This window comes from Pseudomonas triticifolii, assembly GCF_014358015.1.
In the GTDB taxonomy this organism is placed as follows: domain Bacteria; phylum Pseudomonadota; class Gammaproteobacteria; order Pseudomonadales; family Pseudomonadaceae; genus Aquipseudomonas; species Aquipseudomonas triticifolii.
The window spans coordinates 133970-149389 of the sequence record NZ_JACONV010000008.1 but is presented as its reverse complement, the minus strand read 5'-3'; the positions used below and the strand labels follow the sequence as shown (position 1 = coordinate 149389).

General features: G+C 60.3%; 13 protein-coding genes. 6 read left to right on the top strand and 7 right to left on the bottom strand.

The features are described 5' to 3' along the window. Positions 1 to 38: 38 nt before the first annotated feature. Both H8S56_RS13660 and pssA read left to right on the top strand, forming a co-directional pair. The gene (locus tag H8S56_RS13660; RefSeq protein WP_187518935.1) at positions 39 to 1193 is read left to right on the top strand and encodes a glycerophosphodiester phosphodiesterase; all 1155 of its coding nucleotides are present in this window, start codon (positions 39 to 41) and stop codon (positions 1191 to 1193) included. A 207-nt stretch (positions 1194 to 1400) separates the two neighbouring features. Next, a complete protein-coding gene (gene pssA / locus H8S56_RS13655) occupies positions 1401 to 2744 on the top strand; it encodes a CDP-diacylglycerol--serine O-phosphatidyltransferase (protein WP_024695617.1) in 1344 nt (447 codons plus the stop codon). A 48-nt stretch (positions 2745 to 2792) separates the two neighbouring features. Here pssA and H8S56_RS13650 read toward each other — a convergent pair whose 3' ends face one another. The 4 genes from H8S56_RS13650 to ku all read right to left on the bottom strand — a co-directional run bounded on the left by H8S56_RS13650 (position 2793) and on the right by ku (position 8812). Continuing rightward, entirely contained in the window at positions 2793 to 3611 is an 819-nt protein-coding gene (locus tag H8S56_RS13650) for an aldo/keto reductase (protein WP_187518956.1), read from the bottom strand. A gap of 178 nt (positions 3612 to 3789) precedes the next feature. After that, positions 3790 to 5085, bottom strand: a complete 1296-nt coding sequence (locus H8S56_RS13645; RefSeq protein WP_187518934.1) for an NTP/NDP exchange transporter — start codon at positions 5083 to 5085, stop codon at positions 3790 to 3792. A gap of 161 nt (positions 5086 to 5246) precedes the next feature. Next, positions 5247 to 7844 carry a DNA ligase D gene (gene ligD / locus H8S56_RS13640; protein ID WP_187518933.1) on the bottom strand — a complete coding sequence of 866 codons (2598 nt, stop codon included), beginning with the start codon at positions 7842 to 7844 and terminating at the stop codon, positions 5247 to 5249. A gap of 20 nt (positions 7845 to 7864) precedes the next feature. Beyond that, positions 7865 to 8812 carry a non-homologous end joining protein Ku gene (gene ku, locus H8S56_RS13635; protein ID WP_187518932.1) on the bottom strand — a complete coding sequence of 316 codons (948 nt, stop codon included), beginning with the start codon at positions 8810 to 8812 and terminating at the stop codon, positions 7865 to 7867. A 265-nt stretch (positions 8813 to 9077) separates the two neighbouring features. Here ku and ssuD point away from each other — a divergent pair, with 265 nt between their 5' ends. Both ssuD and H8S56_RS13625 read left to right on the top strand, forming a co-directional pair. Further along, on the top strand, positions 9078 to 10217 hold the full coding sequence (gene ssuD / locus H8S56_RS13630) for an FMNH2-dependent alkanesulfonate monooxygenase (protein ID WP_024689234.1): 1140 nt from the start codon (positions 9078 to 9080) through the stop codon (positions 10215 to 10217). Further along, on the top strand, positions 10217 to 11323 hold the full coding sequence (locus H8S56_RS13625; RefSeq protein ID WP_024689235.1) for a sigma-54 interaction domain-containing protein: 1107 nt from the start codon (positions 10217 to 10219) through the stop codon (positions 11321 to 11323). The genes ssuD and H8S56_RS13625 overlap by 1 nt, the downstream gene beginning before the upstream one ends. A 13-nt stretch (positions 11324 to 11336) precedes the next feature. Here H8S56_RS13625 and H8S56_RS13620 read toward each other — a convergent pair whose 3' ends face one another. Then, positions 11337 to 11684 (bottom strand): antibiotic biosynthesis monooxygenase, encoded by a 348-nt coding sequence (locus H8S56_RS13620; RefSeq protein ID WP_187518931.1) that lies wholly within the window; start codon positions 11682 to 11684, stop codon positions 11337 to 11339. Positions 11685 to 11772: 88 nt separating this feature from the next. Here H8S56_RS13620 and soxR point away from each other — a divergent pair, with 88 nt between their 5' ends. Beyond that, complete coding sequence (soxR, locus tag H8S56_RS13615; RefSeq protein ID WP_187518930.1) at positions 11773 to 12234, top strand: redox-sensitive transcriptional activator SoxR; 462 nt, start codon at positions 11773 to 11775, stop codon at positions 12232 to 12234. A 12-nt stretch (positions 12235 to 12246) separates the two neighbouring features. Here the strand turns inward: soxR and H8S56_RS13610 are convergent, their stop codons facing one another. Together H8S56_RS13610 and H8S56_RS13605 are read right to left on the bottom strand one after the other, a co-directional pair. After that, positions 12247 to 13653, bottom strand: a complete 1407-nt coding sequence (locus tag H8S56_RS13610; protein ID WP_187518929.1) for an FAD/NAD(P)-binding protein — start codon at positions 13651 to 13653, stop codon at positions 12247 to 12249. Positions 13654 to 13698: 45 nt separating this feature from the next. Next, complete coding sequence (locus H8S56_RS13605) at positions 13699 to 14268, bottom strand: helix-turn-helix domain-containing protein (protein WP_024689239.1); 570 nt, start codon at positions 14266 to 14268, stop codon at positions 13699 to 13701. A 102-nt stretch (positions 14269 to 14370) separates the two neighbouring features. Between H8S56_RS13605 and H8S56_RS13600 the strand changes: the two genes are divergently transcribed. Next, positions 14371 to 15294, top strand: coding sequence for a DMT family transporter (locus tag H8S56_RS13600; protein ID WP_187518928.1), 924 nt, complete (start codon positions 14371 to 14373; stop codon positions 15292 to 15294). The last annotated feature ends 126 nt before the right edge of the window (positions 15295 to 15420 follow it).

Sequence of the window (15420 nt, the reverse complement as noted above, 5' to 3'; positions counted from 1 at the left end):
CGATCAAACGCTTTCTCAATTCAAGGAATCATCAGCCCATGCAAGGATTTTCCACCTCCCGGTTCACCAAGACTCCGCTGGCTCGACTGCTGGTCGCGACCGCCATGGCGGGTGTGATGCTGTCTTCGGGCGCGGCGTCGGCAGCGGATGCGCCGGGCAAAGTGTTGAGCGAGAAACTGGGCCTGCCGTGGCCTGCCGTGGTAGCCCATCGGGGCGCTTCGTTCGATGCGCCGGAAGAAACCATTCCCGCCTACACCCTGGCGCGCGACCTGGGCGCGGACTATCTGGAAATGGATATCCAGCGCACCAAGGATGGTGTGCTGATCGCCTTGCATGACGACGTGCTGGAGCGCACCACCAATATCGCCGAGGTTTTTCCGAAACGCGCCAAGGACCCGGTCAGCACCTTCACCCTGGACGAACTCAAGCAACTGGATGCCGGTACGTGGTTCAACAAGGCCTATCCGGACCGTGCCCGCGAGGGCTATGCCGGCCTGCAGATCCTGACGCTGGATGAAGTGATCGATATTGCCGAAGGCGGCGCAAACAAGCCGGGGCTGTACATCGAAACCAAGATGCCGTCGCAATTTCCGGGGGTCGAAGCCGACCTGAAGAAAGTCCTCGCCAAGCGCGGCTGGCTCGCTCAGCGCCCCGCCGCAGCGCCGGGGCATGTGAACGTCGCGCACATGCCGGGCCGTGTGGTGTTGCAGACATTCGAAAAGCAGAGCCTGGAACTGCTTCAGAAAGAAATGCCGAAGGTGCCGAAAGTGATGCTGCTGTGGATCGGCAAAGGTTCTATCGAGCCCAAGTCTGACGTAGCGTTCGCCGATTCAGGCTTCAAGGACAAGGCCAGCTACTACGCAGCCCAAGAGGTCAAGTCGCCGGAAGAGTTCGAGCGCTGGATCAACTGGGCCAAGGCGCATGGTGCCATCGGCACCGGTCCGTCGTCACAACTGGCCAAGGGTGGCGACCAGAGCTACATGGACCTGGTCAAACCCTGGATGAACAACCTGACCCACGAAAAAGGCATGGTCATTCATCCGTACACCGTGGATGACGCGGCCGACTTCAAGCGCATCAGCCAGGACGGCGCGGATGGCTTCTTCACCAACCGCACGGCCGAGTTGTTGAAATTCTACGGACGTCCATCCAAGGAAAGCATCGACGCGATCCTCAAGCGCAACGGCTACTGATGCGTTGATCAACCGACCGGCTGCGTCATGTGATGCAGTCGGCCGGTGAGTCAGGTCATGCTCACGACCCGGGTCATACTCTCGAATCATTCCGGGCAGGAAATGCCTTGAAACGCATGCTCACAACCTGAAACAGGACACTGGCGGCGACCTGATGCGTGCTCTGGTGTAAGCTCATGCGCTGTTGGTTATCCCATCGAGAGGCCTATGCAGTCCAACTTCCGACGCTCGACCCTGGCGGCGCTCCGCGGCTTTGACTTGCCGAGCGATGCAATATCCATCGTCCCCTCTGCTGCCGACTATCGGCGTTGCCTGCTAGAAAGAATCGCTTCGGCGACTCGCCGCATCTACATCATCGCGCTGTATCTGCAGCAGGATGAAGCGGGCCAGGAAATCCTCGATGCCCTTTATGCGGCCAAAACTGCACGTCCCGAGCTGGATGTGGTGGTGCTGGTGGACTGGTTTCGCGCGCAGCGTGGCCTGATCGGTGCCGGACGCCAGCCGGGCAACTCGACCTGGTATCAGGCGCAGAACCTGGAGTATGACCAGGAAGTCCCGATCTTCGGCGTGCCTGTTCAGACGCGTGAATTGTTCGGTGTGCTGCATCTCAAGGGCAGCGTGATCGACGACTGCGTGATCTACAGCGGCGCGAGCATCAACAACGTCTACCTGCACAAGCTCGACAAATACCGGCTTGACCGCTATCACCTGATCCAGAGCGCACCGCTGGCGGACAGCTTCGTGGACATGGTGCAGCGCGAAATCCTGCCCTCCCCGGCCGTGCATCGACTCGACCTGCAATCGCCCCCCAGCTCACGCAGCCTGCGCGGCGAGATTCGCGCCTTTCGCAGCAACCTCAAGCGAGCGGCCTATGACACCTCGGCGGGCGAGAAAGAGAACGGCGAGATGCGCGTCGTGCCGCTATTGGGTGTGGGCCCGCGCAACGGCCTGAACCGCACCATTTGCGACCTGATCGCGTCGAGCAAGATCCAGCTGACGATCTGCACGCCCTACTTCAATCTGCCGGTGGCAGTGACCCGCGAGATCAATCGCGCGCTCAAGCGTGGGGTGAACGTCGACATCATCATTGGCGACAAGACCGCCAATGACTTCTTCATCCACCCGGACGAGCCGTTCAAGGTGATCTCTGCCCTGCCCTATCTGTATGAGATCAGCCTCAGGCGCTTCACCCAGAAGCATCGCAAGGCCATCGCCCAGCATCGTTTGAACGTCCATCTGTGGAAGCACGGCGACAACACCTTCCACTTGAAAGGGATCTGGGTGGATCAGCGCTACACCCTGTTGACCGGTAATAATCTCAACCCCCGTGCGTTCAATCTTGATCTCGAAAACGGCCTGTTGATCGACGATCCGCAAGGTCAGTGGATCGCACCGCGAGAAGCCGAGATCGCCCACCTGATGCGCAACACCCAGCGCGTCAGCCAATACGATGAGCTGGACACATTGGCCAGCTACCCCGAAGGCGTGCGCAAGTTTCTGCGCCGCGTCAGTCGTGTCCGGGTAGAGCGTCTGCTGTATCGGATTCTGTAAGCGGTAGTGCAAGGTGTTCGTGGCGTAGTGTCGCGAACACCCTTGCGATCAGCCGACCAGCGCAATCAACTGCTGACGCTGCGCATCGGTCAGTGTCGGGCCAAATCCGGCGCCGACATTCTCAGCCATGTAACGCGGGTTGCCCGTGCCTGGAATCACGCACGTCACGGCCGGGTTGGCCAGCAGAAACTTCAGCGCCAGTTGCGGCCAGCTGTTGACCTCCACCTGCGCAGCCCAGCCCGGCAGAGGCTTGTCCTTGAGCCGCGCTAATAAGCCTCCACCGCCAAACGGCCGGTTGCAGATGACCGCCACGCCGCGCTCCCGACACAACGGCAGAATCCGCTTCTCGGCTTCGCGATCGTCAAGTGCGTAGTTGATCTGCAGAAAATCCAGCGGTTCACTCTTGAGCACGGCCTCTACGTCCGCATAAGCCGAAGCGGTGTAATGACTGATGCCGACGTAGCGAATACGGCCCTGCTCCTTCCATGCTCGCAACGTCGGCAGATGGGTCTTCCAGTCCAGCAGATTATGAATCTGCATCAGGTCGACTCTGTCGGTTTGTAGCAGTTTGAACGAAGCTTCCATCTGCTCAATGCCCTCCTTGCGCCCTCGGGTCCACACTTTGGTGGCCAGAAACGCGGGTGAGCGTGGTTCATGGATCGACAGCAACTCCCCTGTGGACTGCTCAGCGCGGCCGTACATCGGGGAGCTGTCCACCACACTGCCACCGGCGGCGAACAACGCATCCAGCACTGCACGCAGTTGCTTGTAGGCGGAGCTGGATGTCGCCACATCAAAACCGCGGTAAGTGCCCAGGCCCACCACAGGCAAGGGCTCGTTACTGGAAGGAATCGCTCGGGTCAGCATGGTCTTGGCTCCGGGGCTCGATTTCGGGGGGCGTGATGCAGGTGCGGACGGCGACGGCAGCGTCGGTGTTTTTTCGTCGCCTGCGGCCGTATCGAATACCATCGCGGCGGTGACTCCCGCTGCCAGCGTCAGCAGTCGCCTACGGGTCAGGTGATGGGGTGGCGTCATGACGTTCTCCTTATCTATCCTGTTCTGATTCTGCGTTCGTGAGTGACCTGGACCGAGCCAGCAGCGCCTGCCTGCGGGCCAGCCACAGCGACACCCATGCCCACACGGCGGCAAACGGCATGACCAACAGCGCCAGCAGGCCGAAGCCCGCGCCCATCGCGGTCAGGCCGACCGACAGCCAGCCACTGGCGGCGTCACCGCCCCGGTACACCAGCGTATCGATAACGTTCTTGGCCTTGTACTTTTCTTCGCGGCTGACCACCGTCCAGAGCACCTCCCGGGCGGGGCGAACCACGGCGTATTCCACAGCGCGACGTAATCCTTGAGCCAGCGCGACGGTGGTCGGCACCGGCGATAATGCCATGGCAGTGAATGCCACCACCGTGGCCAGCGGCAACGCCAGCAACGCTCCACCCACGCCGACCCAACGGATCAAAGGCGCTGTGAGCAGCAGCTGAAACAGCAGCGTCAGTGTCGAAACCGTCAGATCGACCCATGCGAAGAATCGGGTGCGACTGCTTACATCACCGTAGCTGTCGGCGACGATTCGCCCCTGCTCGAAGTACAGCAGGGTTGCCGCACTGGTATGCAGCAACATGAACAACACCATTCCAAGCAGATAGGGTGAACGCGCGATCAGGCTCACACCCGCCATGACCGCTCCACCCAGCCGACGCTCTTCACTAACCGGAGCCTTGCCTTGGGCCTGGGTTCTGTTCAACAACGCGCGATAGCACAGCACCGCCCCTTCAAGCAGCAAGGCCGCGCCAATACTCAAGGCCAGCGGGCCGAAATAAGTCGCCATGGTCGCCGCCAGCAACGGGCCGATAAAGGTCCCCAACGTGCCTCCGGCGGCGATGAAGCCGAACAGACGTCTACCTTGCTCGCTGGAAAAGCGGTCGACCAGCACACTCCAGAAGATCGAAACAATGAACAGGTTGTAGATGCTGATCCAGACAAAAAACGCCCGTCCCACCGCCACCGGTGCGACGTGATTGGCAATCAGCACGCCGAACAGCAGCATGGAAATTGCGATCAACCGATAGACCAGCGGTACGAAACGCGTGGCAGGCAATCGCGAGACCAGCGCCCCGAAGAGCGGCACCGTCACCAGCATGACCACGAATGTGGCCGTGAACAGCCATTGCAGCTTATCGGAACCACCCTCCAGCCCCAGCGCATCGCGAAGCGGACGCACCAGGTAATAACTGGCCAGCACGCAAAAGTGAAACGCGAACCCCAGCAACAGCGCAGCCCGCTCGCAAGCCTCGACCTTCACCCATTTCAGGAGCAATGCAGCGGGCATGGGGATCTCCTGTGGGATGGGCGGCTATTGTGCAGCGAGCGATGTGCGTTGCCTGAGGGCGGACCTGCGCGCAAGCGTTCGCGCCCAACTTCTGACAACAGCCTCCTCGCGGGAACGGACGGGTCCGTGAAAGCGTAGGCGCATTCGACAAAACCTGTCAGTCAAGCGTCCTGAGGCCTCGTCGCCCCCAACTGCTTCCACATGGTGCGGGTGATTCTCTGCCGGTTGCTGTAGCCGGCCCACGGGTCGTGTTTCAACTGACGCAAGCGCTGTTCAAGGTTAGTAATGTCCCACTGGGCCGACGACGTAAGCCCAGGCAGTTCATCAAGCGCAATCGGCACCGACACCGGCAATCCGGGCCGGGCGCGCACCGAATAGGCGGTGACTGTGCTGCTGCCGCGACTGTTGCGCAGGTAATCGACAAAGATGCGGCCAATCCGGTTTTTCGGGCCCATGGTGGCCGTAAAGCGTTCGGGCAATTGTCGGGTCACGAATTCGGCGATGGCCTTGGCAAAACCTTTGACCGTCTCCCAGTCGGCATGGCGAGCGAGCGGCACAATGATGTGCATGCCCTTCCCGCCGCTGGTTTTCAAAAACGCATCAAGGCCCAGCTCGTCCAGTACCGCCAGCACCATTTGCGTCGCTTCGAGCATGCTGCGCCAGGGCAGCGCCGGGTCAGGATCAAGGTCCAGCACCAGATGGTCGGGCGTTTCGATTCGATCGCGAGTGGCACCCCAGGTGTGCAGTTCAATAGCCCCCATTTGTGTTGCTCCGACCAGCGCCTGAACGGTGTCGATTTCCATCAACGCGGCATGACCCGGGTCGAGCTTGCGGTCCAGTTGGCGGATGTGGGGAATCGCCAGGCGCTCGGCATGCTTCTGAAAGAACTGCTCGCCTTCGATCCCCTCGGGACAGCGCAGCAGTGCCACCGGACGTTTAAGCAGATACGGCAGAATCCATTCACCCATCGCTTCATAGAATTGCGCCAGTTCGATCTTCTGCGTGCCTGTCTTGCTGTCAATCACCCTATCGGGATGGCTGATGCCCACACCTGCCACAGTGACTTTGCCTCGCGCCGATCTGGACGCTACATGGCTATCGGCAGGCTTCGCTTTTCCCGGCTTACCAGTCTTGCGGCGACTGGCAACCTGCGCAGGCTGCGGGTATTCACGCACCACTTCACCTGCGGACTTGTCGTTGCGCACACCGACGAACGCGGCCTGACGCAAGATCCCCTCACGTGTCCACTCGGCGAACTCTGCCTCGCAGATCAACTGTGGCTCTACCCATTGCACGCCACGTCCTTGCGCCGAGGTGAGCTGCTTGTCCAGCGGCGAAGTTTCACGCGCCAGCGGTTGCAACTGCTCATGCAGTTTTTTGAGGGTCAGGTCGTTGAAACCGGTACCGATCCGTCCAGCGTAAACCAGGCCGTTGTCGTCGTTGACCGCCACCAATAACGCCCCGAATCCCGAGCGACTGCCTTGCGGCGCGGTGTAGCCAACGATCACGAACTCCTGGCGCAATCGGCATTTGAGCTTGATCCAGTCGGCGTTTCGTTTACCCACATAGGGACTGCCGGCACGCTTGCCGATCACCCCTTCAAGGCCCATCGCGCTGGCGCTTTCGATGATGTCCTTATGCCCCGAGCGAAAGGCATCGGAAAATCGCAGCAGGCGGCTGCGTTGTTTGCCGAGCACTTGCCCCAGCGCATCACGACGCTGCTCGACGGGCACCTCGCGCAGGTCTTCGCCGCTCAGATAGGGCATGTCGAACAGGTAGTAGAGAATGCCCTTACTGCGCCCGGTCTCAAACGCATTCTGCAACGCCTGAAAGTCCGGCAAGCCTTCATCATTGAGCACGACAACTTCACCATCAAACCAGGTGTCCTGCAGTTTCAGGGCTTTGATCGCCTTGGCCAGTTCGGGCAATCGATCAGTCCAGTCGTGGCCGTTGCGCGTGAACAGCCGCACGTCATCGCCCTGAATGCGCGTCAAAATGCGGTAGCCGTCGAACTTGATTTCGTACAGCCACTCGCCAGCAGGCGGTGCGTCCACCAACGTGGCGAGTTGCGGGGGCAATAATTCGGGGAGACCGCTTTTTGTCCTGGCACGGGACTTTTTCGCTGACGCAGAAGGTGCGTCAGTCTTCGTCGAGCGAGCCTTGGGTGTGGTCGCCGTACCTCGCCCGACGCCGACCTGCGCTCCGCTGATCACACTCAGCGGTTGTTGCTCGGTAATGTCGTATTCGTCGGCAGGCCGGGCAATCGCGTCCTTTTCCTTGATCAACAGCCACTGTTGCTTGCTGCCGCTGCCTTTGAGCCGGGTGCGGACCAGCGCCCATTCACCGGTCAGTTTTTCCCCGATCAGGGTGAATTTAAGCTTGCCCTCCTCGTACGTTTTGCGCGGATCACCATGGGGCTCCCAGACCCCGCGATCCCAGACGATCACGTCGCCGCCGCCATACTGTCCTTTCGCAATGCTGCCCTCGAAGCTGGCGTAATCCAGCGGATGATCCTCGACATGCACTGCCAGACGTTTTTGAGTGGGGTCAAGGCTCGGCCCTTTCGGCACTGCCCAGCTCTTGAGCGTACCGTCCAGCTCAAGGCGAAAGTCGTAATGAAGGTTTCGCGCGTCGTGCTTCTGAATGACGAAGCTCAACGCATGATTCTTTGCTCTGCGCTTCTTGCCCGGGGCCTCGGCAGGTTCCGAGGTGATCCCGAAATTGCGTTTGCGCATGTACTCGCTGACAGGCTTGGACATGGTCGATGTCTCCGTATGGCTCAAGAGGCCTTGCCGGTCTTCTTGCGAGCCGGTGCGCGGCGCTTGGCAGTTGCCGCAGGCTTGGCACTGTCGCTGCTGGAGGTTTTTTCAGCCACCTTGGTTTTCGGCGCAGATCTGGTCGCCTTGCTCTTGCCTGAACCACCCTTGCTCGCACTGCCTTTACCGGCGAGGCTGCGGCGCAACAGGTCGGTCAGGTCGATGACATCGGCGCTCTTGCGCTCGTCCTCGCCCGGATCGGTCTCGACGTCCTGAATCTTGCCCTGCCGCGCCTTGGTTTCGACCAGTTGCATGATCTTGTCCTGAAAGGTGTCGCGGTACTCTTCCGGCTTCCAGTTTGCGCTCATGTCCTTGACCAGACGCCTGGCCATATCGCGTTCGCTCTTGTTCAACTGCACATCGGTGACGGCGTCACTCAGGTCAAGGTCATCAAGCTCGCGTACATCGGCAGGCCAGCGCAGCATTACCAAGACCAGCGCTGACGCCAGAGGCATGACGGCGGCCAGATGTTCCTTGGTGTGCAGCACCACGTTGGCCAGCGCTACTTTTCGGGTGTCGTGCAAGGTTTCACGCAGCAACGCGTAGACTTTTTCGCCGCCTTTGTCAGGTGTCAGGTAGTAAGGCGTATCAATGTTCTGCAAAGGGATCTGCTGGCTGTCGACGAAACCGAAGATGTCGATGGTCTGCGTCGACTTGGGGTGCGCGGCACGGATCTCCTGCTCACTGAGCACCACATAACGGTCTTTTTCGTAATCGACGCCCTTGACGATGTTCTCGCTGGAGACCTCCTTTCCAGTGACCTTATTGACGCGCTTGTAACCCACCGGGTCCATGCTGCGCTTGTCGAGCCAGTCAAAATCGACGCCTTTGGATGATGCCGCCGAGATCAGCGCCACCGGTATATGCACCAGCCCGAAACTGATCGCCCCCTTCCAGATTGCCCTTGCCATTGCCTGACTCCCGTTGACCGTAAAAAAGTGACAGGCCTGGCTGGGCAAAGTTTCGGCTGGATGACGAGCGCCTTGATGGCCCGGCATTCAAGAGGGTTTGGCTGACATATAACCTAAAAATCTAAAAATATGGATTAACGTTCTTTTACGGAATAAATCCGAGTGTCTATAAATGGCGTCACTTCGAAGCGCTGTTGGCCCACTGTTGAGGAGCCAACAGCAGCCTTCACAGACTCAGACCCGGCTGACCACTCAAGGATTTTTCATGAACGTTTTCTGGTTTCTTCCGACTCATGGCGACGGCCACTATCTGGGCACCACCAAAGGCGCGCGCCCGGTCACGCTCAATTACCTCAAGCAAGTGGCTCAAGCGGCTGATGATCTGGGTTACTACGGCGTGTTGATCCCCACCGGACGCTCCTGCGAGGACTCCTGGGTGATCGCCTCGGCACTGGTGCCGCTCACCGAGAGGCTGAAATACCTGGTCGCGATTCGTCCGGGCATTATTTCTCCTACGGTGTCGGCACGCATGGCCGCCACGCTGGATCGTCTGTCTGGCGGGCGTCTGCTGATCAACGTAGTGACTGGCGGCGACCCGGATGAAAACCGTGGCGATGGCAGCTTTCTCGACCACAGCGAGCGTTACGAAGTCACCGACGAATTCCTGAAGATCTGGCGTCGCGTGCTGCAAGGCGAAGCGGTGGACTTCGAAGGCAAACACCTGCGCGTACAGAACGCCAAGGCGCTGTACCCACCGATTCAGAAACCGTATCCGCCGCTGTATTTTGGCGGTTCCTCGGACGCCGCTCATGACCTGGCTGCCGACCAGGTGGACGTGTACCTGACCTGGGGCGAGCCGCCAGCAGCGGTCGCCCAAAAACTGGCCGATGTGCGCGAGCGCGCGGCGCGCAAGGGACGGACCGTGAAGTTCGGTATTCGCCTGCACGTTATCGTGCGCGAAACCAGCGAAGAAGCCTGGAAAGCGGCCAGCACGCTGATTGAACACATCAGTGACGAGACCATCGCGGCGGCACAGAAATCCTTTTCACGCTTTGATTCCGAAGGGCAACGCCGCATGGCCGCCCTGCACGACGGACGTCGCGACAACCTGGAAATCGCGCCTAACCTCTGGGCGGGCGTTGGCCTGGTGCGCGGCGGAGCTGGCACGGCGCTGGTGGGCAATCCCGAAGAAGTGGCCGCGCGCATCAAGGAATACGCAGACCTGGGCATCGAGAGTTTCATTTTCTCCGGCTACCCGCATCTGGAAGAGGCTTATCGCTTCGCAGAACTGGTGTTCCCGTTGCTGCCGGAACCTTACGCCAGTCTGGCGGGACGCGGCATTACCAACCTGACCGGCCCGTTCGGCGAGATGATCGCCAACGATTTGCCGCCGCAGGCCAAGTGATGTCAGTGCAACTGCTGACCCTGCCGCACTCGCCTGCGCTGGCCACCTCGATCAGGGCCACTGCGCAGGTGTTCGAAGACCCCAAGTCACGAGCCCTGCTGGAGCATGTTCGACAGGTCGCACCGAGTGACGCCAGCGTTTTGATCATTGGCGAAACGGGCACCGGCAAGGAGCTGGTCGCACGGCATGTGCATGAACTCAGCGCGCGCCGCGACAAGCCATTCGTGGCGGTTAACTGCGGAGCGTTTTCCGAAAGCCTGATCGAGGCAGAGTTGTTCGGTCACGAGAAAGGCGCGTTCACCGGCGCGGTCGGGGCCAAGGCCGGGTGGTTCGAAGAGGCCAATGGCGGCACGCTGTTTCTCGACGAGATCGGCGACCTGCCCATGAGCCTGCAGGTCAAGCTGCTGCGCGTGCTACAGGAACGCGAGGTGGTGCGCCTTGGCTCGCGCAAGAGCATCCCGATTGATGTGCGAGTGCTGGCAGCCACCAACGTGCAGTTGGAAAAAGCCATCAACGCCGGGCATTTTCGGGAGGACCTTTACTACCGACTGGACGTGGTCAATCTGGAGTTGAGCCCGCTGCGTGAGCGACCGGGCGACATCCTGCCGCTGGCGCTGCACTTTATTCAGGTCTACAGCCAGCGTCTCAGACATGGCCCGGTCCAGGTAAGCCCCGAGGCCGAGCACAAGCTTAGAACCTACAGTTGGCCGGGCAATATACGCGAGCTGGAAAACGTGATTCATCACACACTGCTGGTCTGTCGCGACGGCGTGATCCAGCGTGATGATCTGCGCCTGTCCAACCTGAGAATCGAGCGCCAGGACGAGTATTCCCACCACGAAGAATCCCCGGAACAACTGTTGAACCGGGCCTTCCAGAAACTGTTCGAGGAACAGGCTGGTGCCCTGCACGAAAAGGTCGAGGACGCCCTGCTCAGGGCCGCTTACCGTTTCTGCCACCATAACCAGGTGCACACCGCCAGTCTGCTGGGACTGACGCGCAATGTAACCCGCACCCGCCTGATCAGAATCGGTGAACTGGCCGTCAACAAACGCAGGCCGGGCGAAACGCTGCAGGGTGACCGGATGCTGCACCTTTCCGTGTAACCCACTCTGTCGCTCAAGGACGAGCTGATACCTGCCCCATCATCCGAAAGCTGCCAAACGTCGCACTCGTGGCCCGACAGCGGCGCATCAGCACGTGCAGGTCCATCTCGCAGGTTTCGACATTGAGCCCCGCGTCTTCGCACTGCGGTCTGGATTGCCAAAGCACGTAATGCAATACCCGCAGACCGTCCTCGCTGGCCTGCACGCTTGAACTGATGAAACCTGGGCAGGTTGAAGTGAAACAATCGTCTCGTGCTATCAGGGCATTGATCAGCGCAGGCTGGTGCTGCGCATCGACGACAAACTCCACGAGCTGGCTGTAGGGCTGGTTGTGTGGCTGTTGAGTAACGGATGATCCCATGACGCTCTCCCCGCTGGGCGCTGTTGCTAACAAAGTGCAGGCAGGGTAAAACCTCTACTTAAATAGAGGTCAAGCGAACAGTGTGCATATGAACACTCATCCCGAAACAAAATCTCCCGCAATGCTGACCGTGGGCCAACTGGCAGCGCGCAGCGGTGTAGCGGTGACGGCCCTGCATTTTTACGAAACCAAAGGTCTGATCAGCAGCCAGCGAAATGCTGGCAATCAAAGACGCTATCCACGAGAAACGCTGCGCCGGGTTTCGTTGATCAAGGTCGCGCAGCGCCTGGGCATTCCGCTGGCAAGCATTCATGCTGCGTTTCAGAACCTGCCCGAAGGCCGCTCGCCGAGCGCTGCGCACTGGCAGAAGCTGTCCGAACAATGGAAAGCCGAACTGGATGAACGGATCAGCAGCCTGATCGCTCTTCGCGATCAACTGACGGGCTGCATCGGTTGTGGTTGCCTGTCGATGGACGCCTGCCCATTGCGCAATTGGGGAGATGAACTGGGCAAGCGCGGCGCAGGTGCCCGCCTCCTCGAACAGCCCTGAGAAGGCCCCATGTCAATCCGGGAGATGAAGGGCCAGCGCCTTGGCCTGGATCGCCACATCAGTGACGGCCGTGCTTTCCCACCACATGCCACGCAACGGCGGGCCCATGGCGAACAGGCGTGACGAATAGTCGCCTTGGGCATCGAGAACGGCACCGTGAGCATCGGCAGCGATACCCAGCGCCAGGGGGCCTGGCTGAATCAATCCTCGGGCAAGCAACTGACGCGGCAAAGGTCGATCCACACGGCGCCAGTCGTATTCGATGCCCGTTGAGTTGATCAGTGCATCACCTGTGACCTGCGACGGCAGCTCATCGCCCCGGTAACGCAGTCTGACCTGCACCTGCCCTGACGCCTGGGTCGCAACGCCTTGCAGCGATGCCGCCTGGATGGACAGTCGTCCTTCCCTCACCAATCGCGCCACTAACGCTGCACTCGGCGGCGGCGAGCGATGGTGATGGCTTTCCCACCAGGGACGGACGTGGCGAACGAATTGCCGCCGCTGCCTGTCGGAAGCCTGATTCCATAGCCTGCCGATATTGGCGCGCACGGTGTCCAGTGGCGCCTGCCAGTCGATGCCACTCTCGATCGCCAGTTCACATTGCTCGCGCACCTTGCGAACCAGCTGCCGAGTGCTGCGAATGCTGTGGTCCTGCCCGAGAAAATCCGACCACTCAGGTGGCTGACGCCTCACATGCGGCAACAACCCATGTCGGGAGTAGACCTGAATCGGACCGCGATGCCCGGACGTCTGCAAGGAGACCACCGCGTCGACCATGGTCAGCCCGGAGCCGATGATCAGCACACGCGACTGAGGATCGAGCCGGCGCATGGCCGCGACGTCCCAAGGGTCGAGCGCAGCGGCATTGAGTTCGTTCGATTCGCGCTGAGGTGTTCGCGCTGCGGCATACATGCCGGTGGCCAGAACCGTGAAGCGCCCCTGCAACTCCCGACCATCGCCCAGCGTCGCACGCAGAACCTCGGCATGTACCTGCAAGTCGACGACCTCGCCACGCACGTGCTCCAGGACCGAACCGTGGGCCGCGCCCACCGCCTGGGCTTCGCGCAAACGTTGCTGTACATAAAGCCCGAACACCCCGCGTGGCGGGAACAGCTCGGCAATGGGCACGTGTTGTAAGGCGGACTCAGGCCACCCGCCGTCGGCCAGGTACTGGGTCAACCAACGCGTGAGATCGTCGGCATCGTCCGGGTCGACACTCATGCGCGCTGCATTCCCGTTCAGGGTGTGTCCCGGCTCAGTCGCGCTGTAGGCCTCGCCGCGGCCCAATTCCGGCCGGGGTTCGACGATCAGGATTCGACGTGACCCCGGCCTGCGCAGCAATTGCACGGCGAGCATACTGCCACTCAGGCCGCCGCCGATGATCAGAACATCGGCAGTCGTGTGCTTGTCTTCGATCATCGAACATGGCCTCGGCAGGTGCTGCTGTGAGTGGAAGTGGGTGCGTTACAGCACCACGTTGCGCACAAAGCGCAGCGTCACGGTGCCTTCGTTGCAATAACGGTGTGGCTGGCTGCTGGGGAACATGTAGAACTCGCCAGGGCCAACGGGCCGGGCCTCGACGGACTCGGCAAAGCGAATCATCAGGTGACCTTCGACGACATAGACCTGCTCGCTCCAGCCCTCAGGGTCAGCATCGGCGGCGTACAGGTCACCCGGCTCCAGGCAGAATTCCCACAACTCTACCTCCCGTCGAGCGTTGGCCTTGGCCAGCAACACCGCCTTGCTGCCATGGATCGCACCCGCCCAGGCCAGTTCGTTGATACGACTGTGGTCACGGATATCAGGCGCCTGGATCAAATCGCTAAAGGCAACCCCAAGCCCTTCGGCCACACGATCGAGCGTGGCCAGGCTGACGTTCTTTTCTCCGGCCTCGATGGCCACCAGCATCCGTCGACTGACGCCGGACCTTTCTGCCAGAGCGGTCTGGCTCAAGTCCGCGGCATTACGCAAACGGCGCACGTTCTGGCTGACGTGCTGCAAAACCGGAGCGCGCGGGGAATTTTCTTTGTCCATGGGAGTGCTTATCCGAATCAATTGCGCATTATACTGCACACTTTCGCGACGCTATTGTGTGTCAACGCCCTCGTCACAAAGATCACGGGATCTGGAAACGACATGAAGTCTATCAGCCGTACACCCCGCATCAGCAAGGCAGAAGCCGTACTTATTTTCATTACCATGCTCTGGGGCGGCACCTTCCTGCTGGTCCAGTTTGCCATGACGATGAGCGGCCCGATGTTTTTCGTCGGTTTGCGCTTCGCGGCGGCAGCCCTGTTTGTCGCGCTTTTCTCGATGAAGGTCATGCGCGGACTGACCCTGTTCGAGCTCAAGGCAGGGGTATTCATCGGCACGGCCATCATGCTCGGCTATGGTCTGCAGACCATTGGTTTGCAGACTATCCCCAGCAGTCAGTCAGCCTTTATCACCGCCCTTTACGTACCCTTCGTACCGCTGCTGCAATGGATGGTACTGGGGCGTCGTCCAGGCCTGATGCCCAGTATCGGGATTGCGCTCGCGTTCACCGGCCTCATGCTGCTGTCCGGCCCACAAGGGGCCTCGTTGCACATGAGCGCCGGTGAAATTGCGACGTTGATCAGTGCCGTGGCCATTGCCGCAGAAATCATCATGATCAGCGCCTACGCAGGTCAAGTGGATGTGCGCCGGGTGACGGTCATTCAACTGGCAACGGCGTCGGTGCTGGCCTTTCTGATGGTCGTGCCCACGCAAGAGAAGCTGCCGGACTTCTCCTGGCTGCTGGTGCTGATCGCTGTCGGCCTGGGCGCAATGAGCGCCATTATTCAGGTGGCCATGAACTGGGCACAGAAAAGCGTCTCCCCTACTCGCGCCACCGTCATTTATGCAGGTGAACCCGTATGGGCCGGCATTGTCGGACGACTGGCTGGCGAGCGTTTGCCGGGCATCGCGCTGTTGGGTGCGGCACTGATCGTGGTCGGTGTGATTGTCAGTGAAATGAAGCGTCGTCCTGCGCCCGTTGAACAACCGGGCCTTGATAAGGAAGGTATGAAAGAGCCGGACTGACCGGCTTTTCCGACGCTGCAACTGACATCACATGTCGTAATGATGGCTTGTAAGTCGCTACCAGACATTTTTTGTAGGAAATTTAAAAACTGTCCCTTTGGTATCGAAGTGTCTGGCACGTATGAT

Coding starts and splice junctions, on each gene's coding strand:
- ku (WP_187518932.1), bottom strand. CDS start 8,812: ATGGCAAGGGCAATCTGGAAGGGGGCGATCAGTTTCGGGCTGGTGCAT.
- ssuD (WP_024689234.1), top strand. CDS start 9,078: ATGAACGTTTTCTGGTTTCTTCCGACTCATGGCGACGGCCACTATCTG.
- pssA (WP_024695617.1), top strand. CDS start 1,401: ATGCAGTCCAACTTCCGACGCTCGACCCTGGCGGCGCTCCGCGGCTTT.
- soxR (WP_187518930.1), top strand. CDS start 11,773: ATGAACACTCATCCCGAAACAAAATCTCCCGCAATGCTGACCGTGGGC.
- H8S56_RS13600 (WP_187518928.1), top strand. CDS start 14,371: ATGAAGTCTATCAGCCGTACACCCCGCATCAGCAAGGCAGAAGCCGTA.
- H8S56_RS13650 (WP_187518956.1), bottom strand. CDS start 3,611: ATGCTGACCCGAGCGATTCCTTCCAGTAACGAGCCCTTGCCTGTGGTG.
- H8S56_RS13620 (WP_187518931.1), bottom strand. CDS start 11,684: ATGGGATCATCCGTTACTCAACAGCCACACAACCAGCCCTACAGCCAG.
- H8S56_RS13605 (WP_024689239.1), bottom strand. CDS start 14,268: ATGGACAAAGAAAATTCCCCGCGCGCTCCGGTTTTGCAGCACGTCAGC.
- H8S56_RS13625 (WP_024689235.1), top strand. CDS start 10,217: ATGTCAGTGCAACTGCTGACCCTGCCGCACTCGCCTGCGCTGGCCACC.
- H8S56_RS13645 (WP_187518934.1), bottom strand. CDS start 5,085: ATGCCCGCTGCATTGCTCCTGAAATGGGTGAAGGTCGAGGCTTGCGAG.
- H8S56_RS13660 (WP_187518935.1), top strand. CDS start 39: ATGCAAGGATTTTCCACCTCCCGGTTCACCAAGACTCCGCTGGCTCGA.
- ligD (WP_187518933.1), bottom strand. CDS start 7,844: ATGTCCAAGCCTGTCAGCGAGTACATGCGCAAACGCAATTTCGGGATC.
- H8S56_RS13610 (WP_187518929.1), bottom strand. CDS start 13,653: ATGATCGAAGACAAGCACACGACTGCCGATGTTCTGATCATCGGCGGC.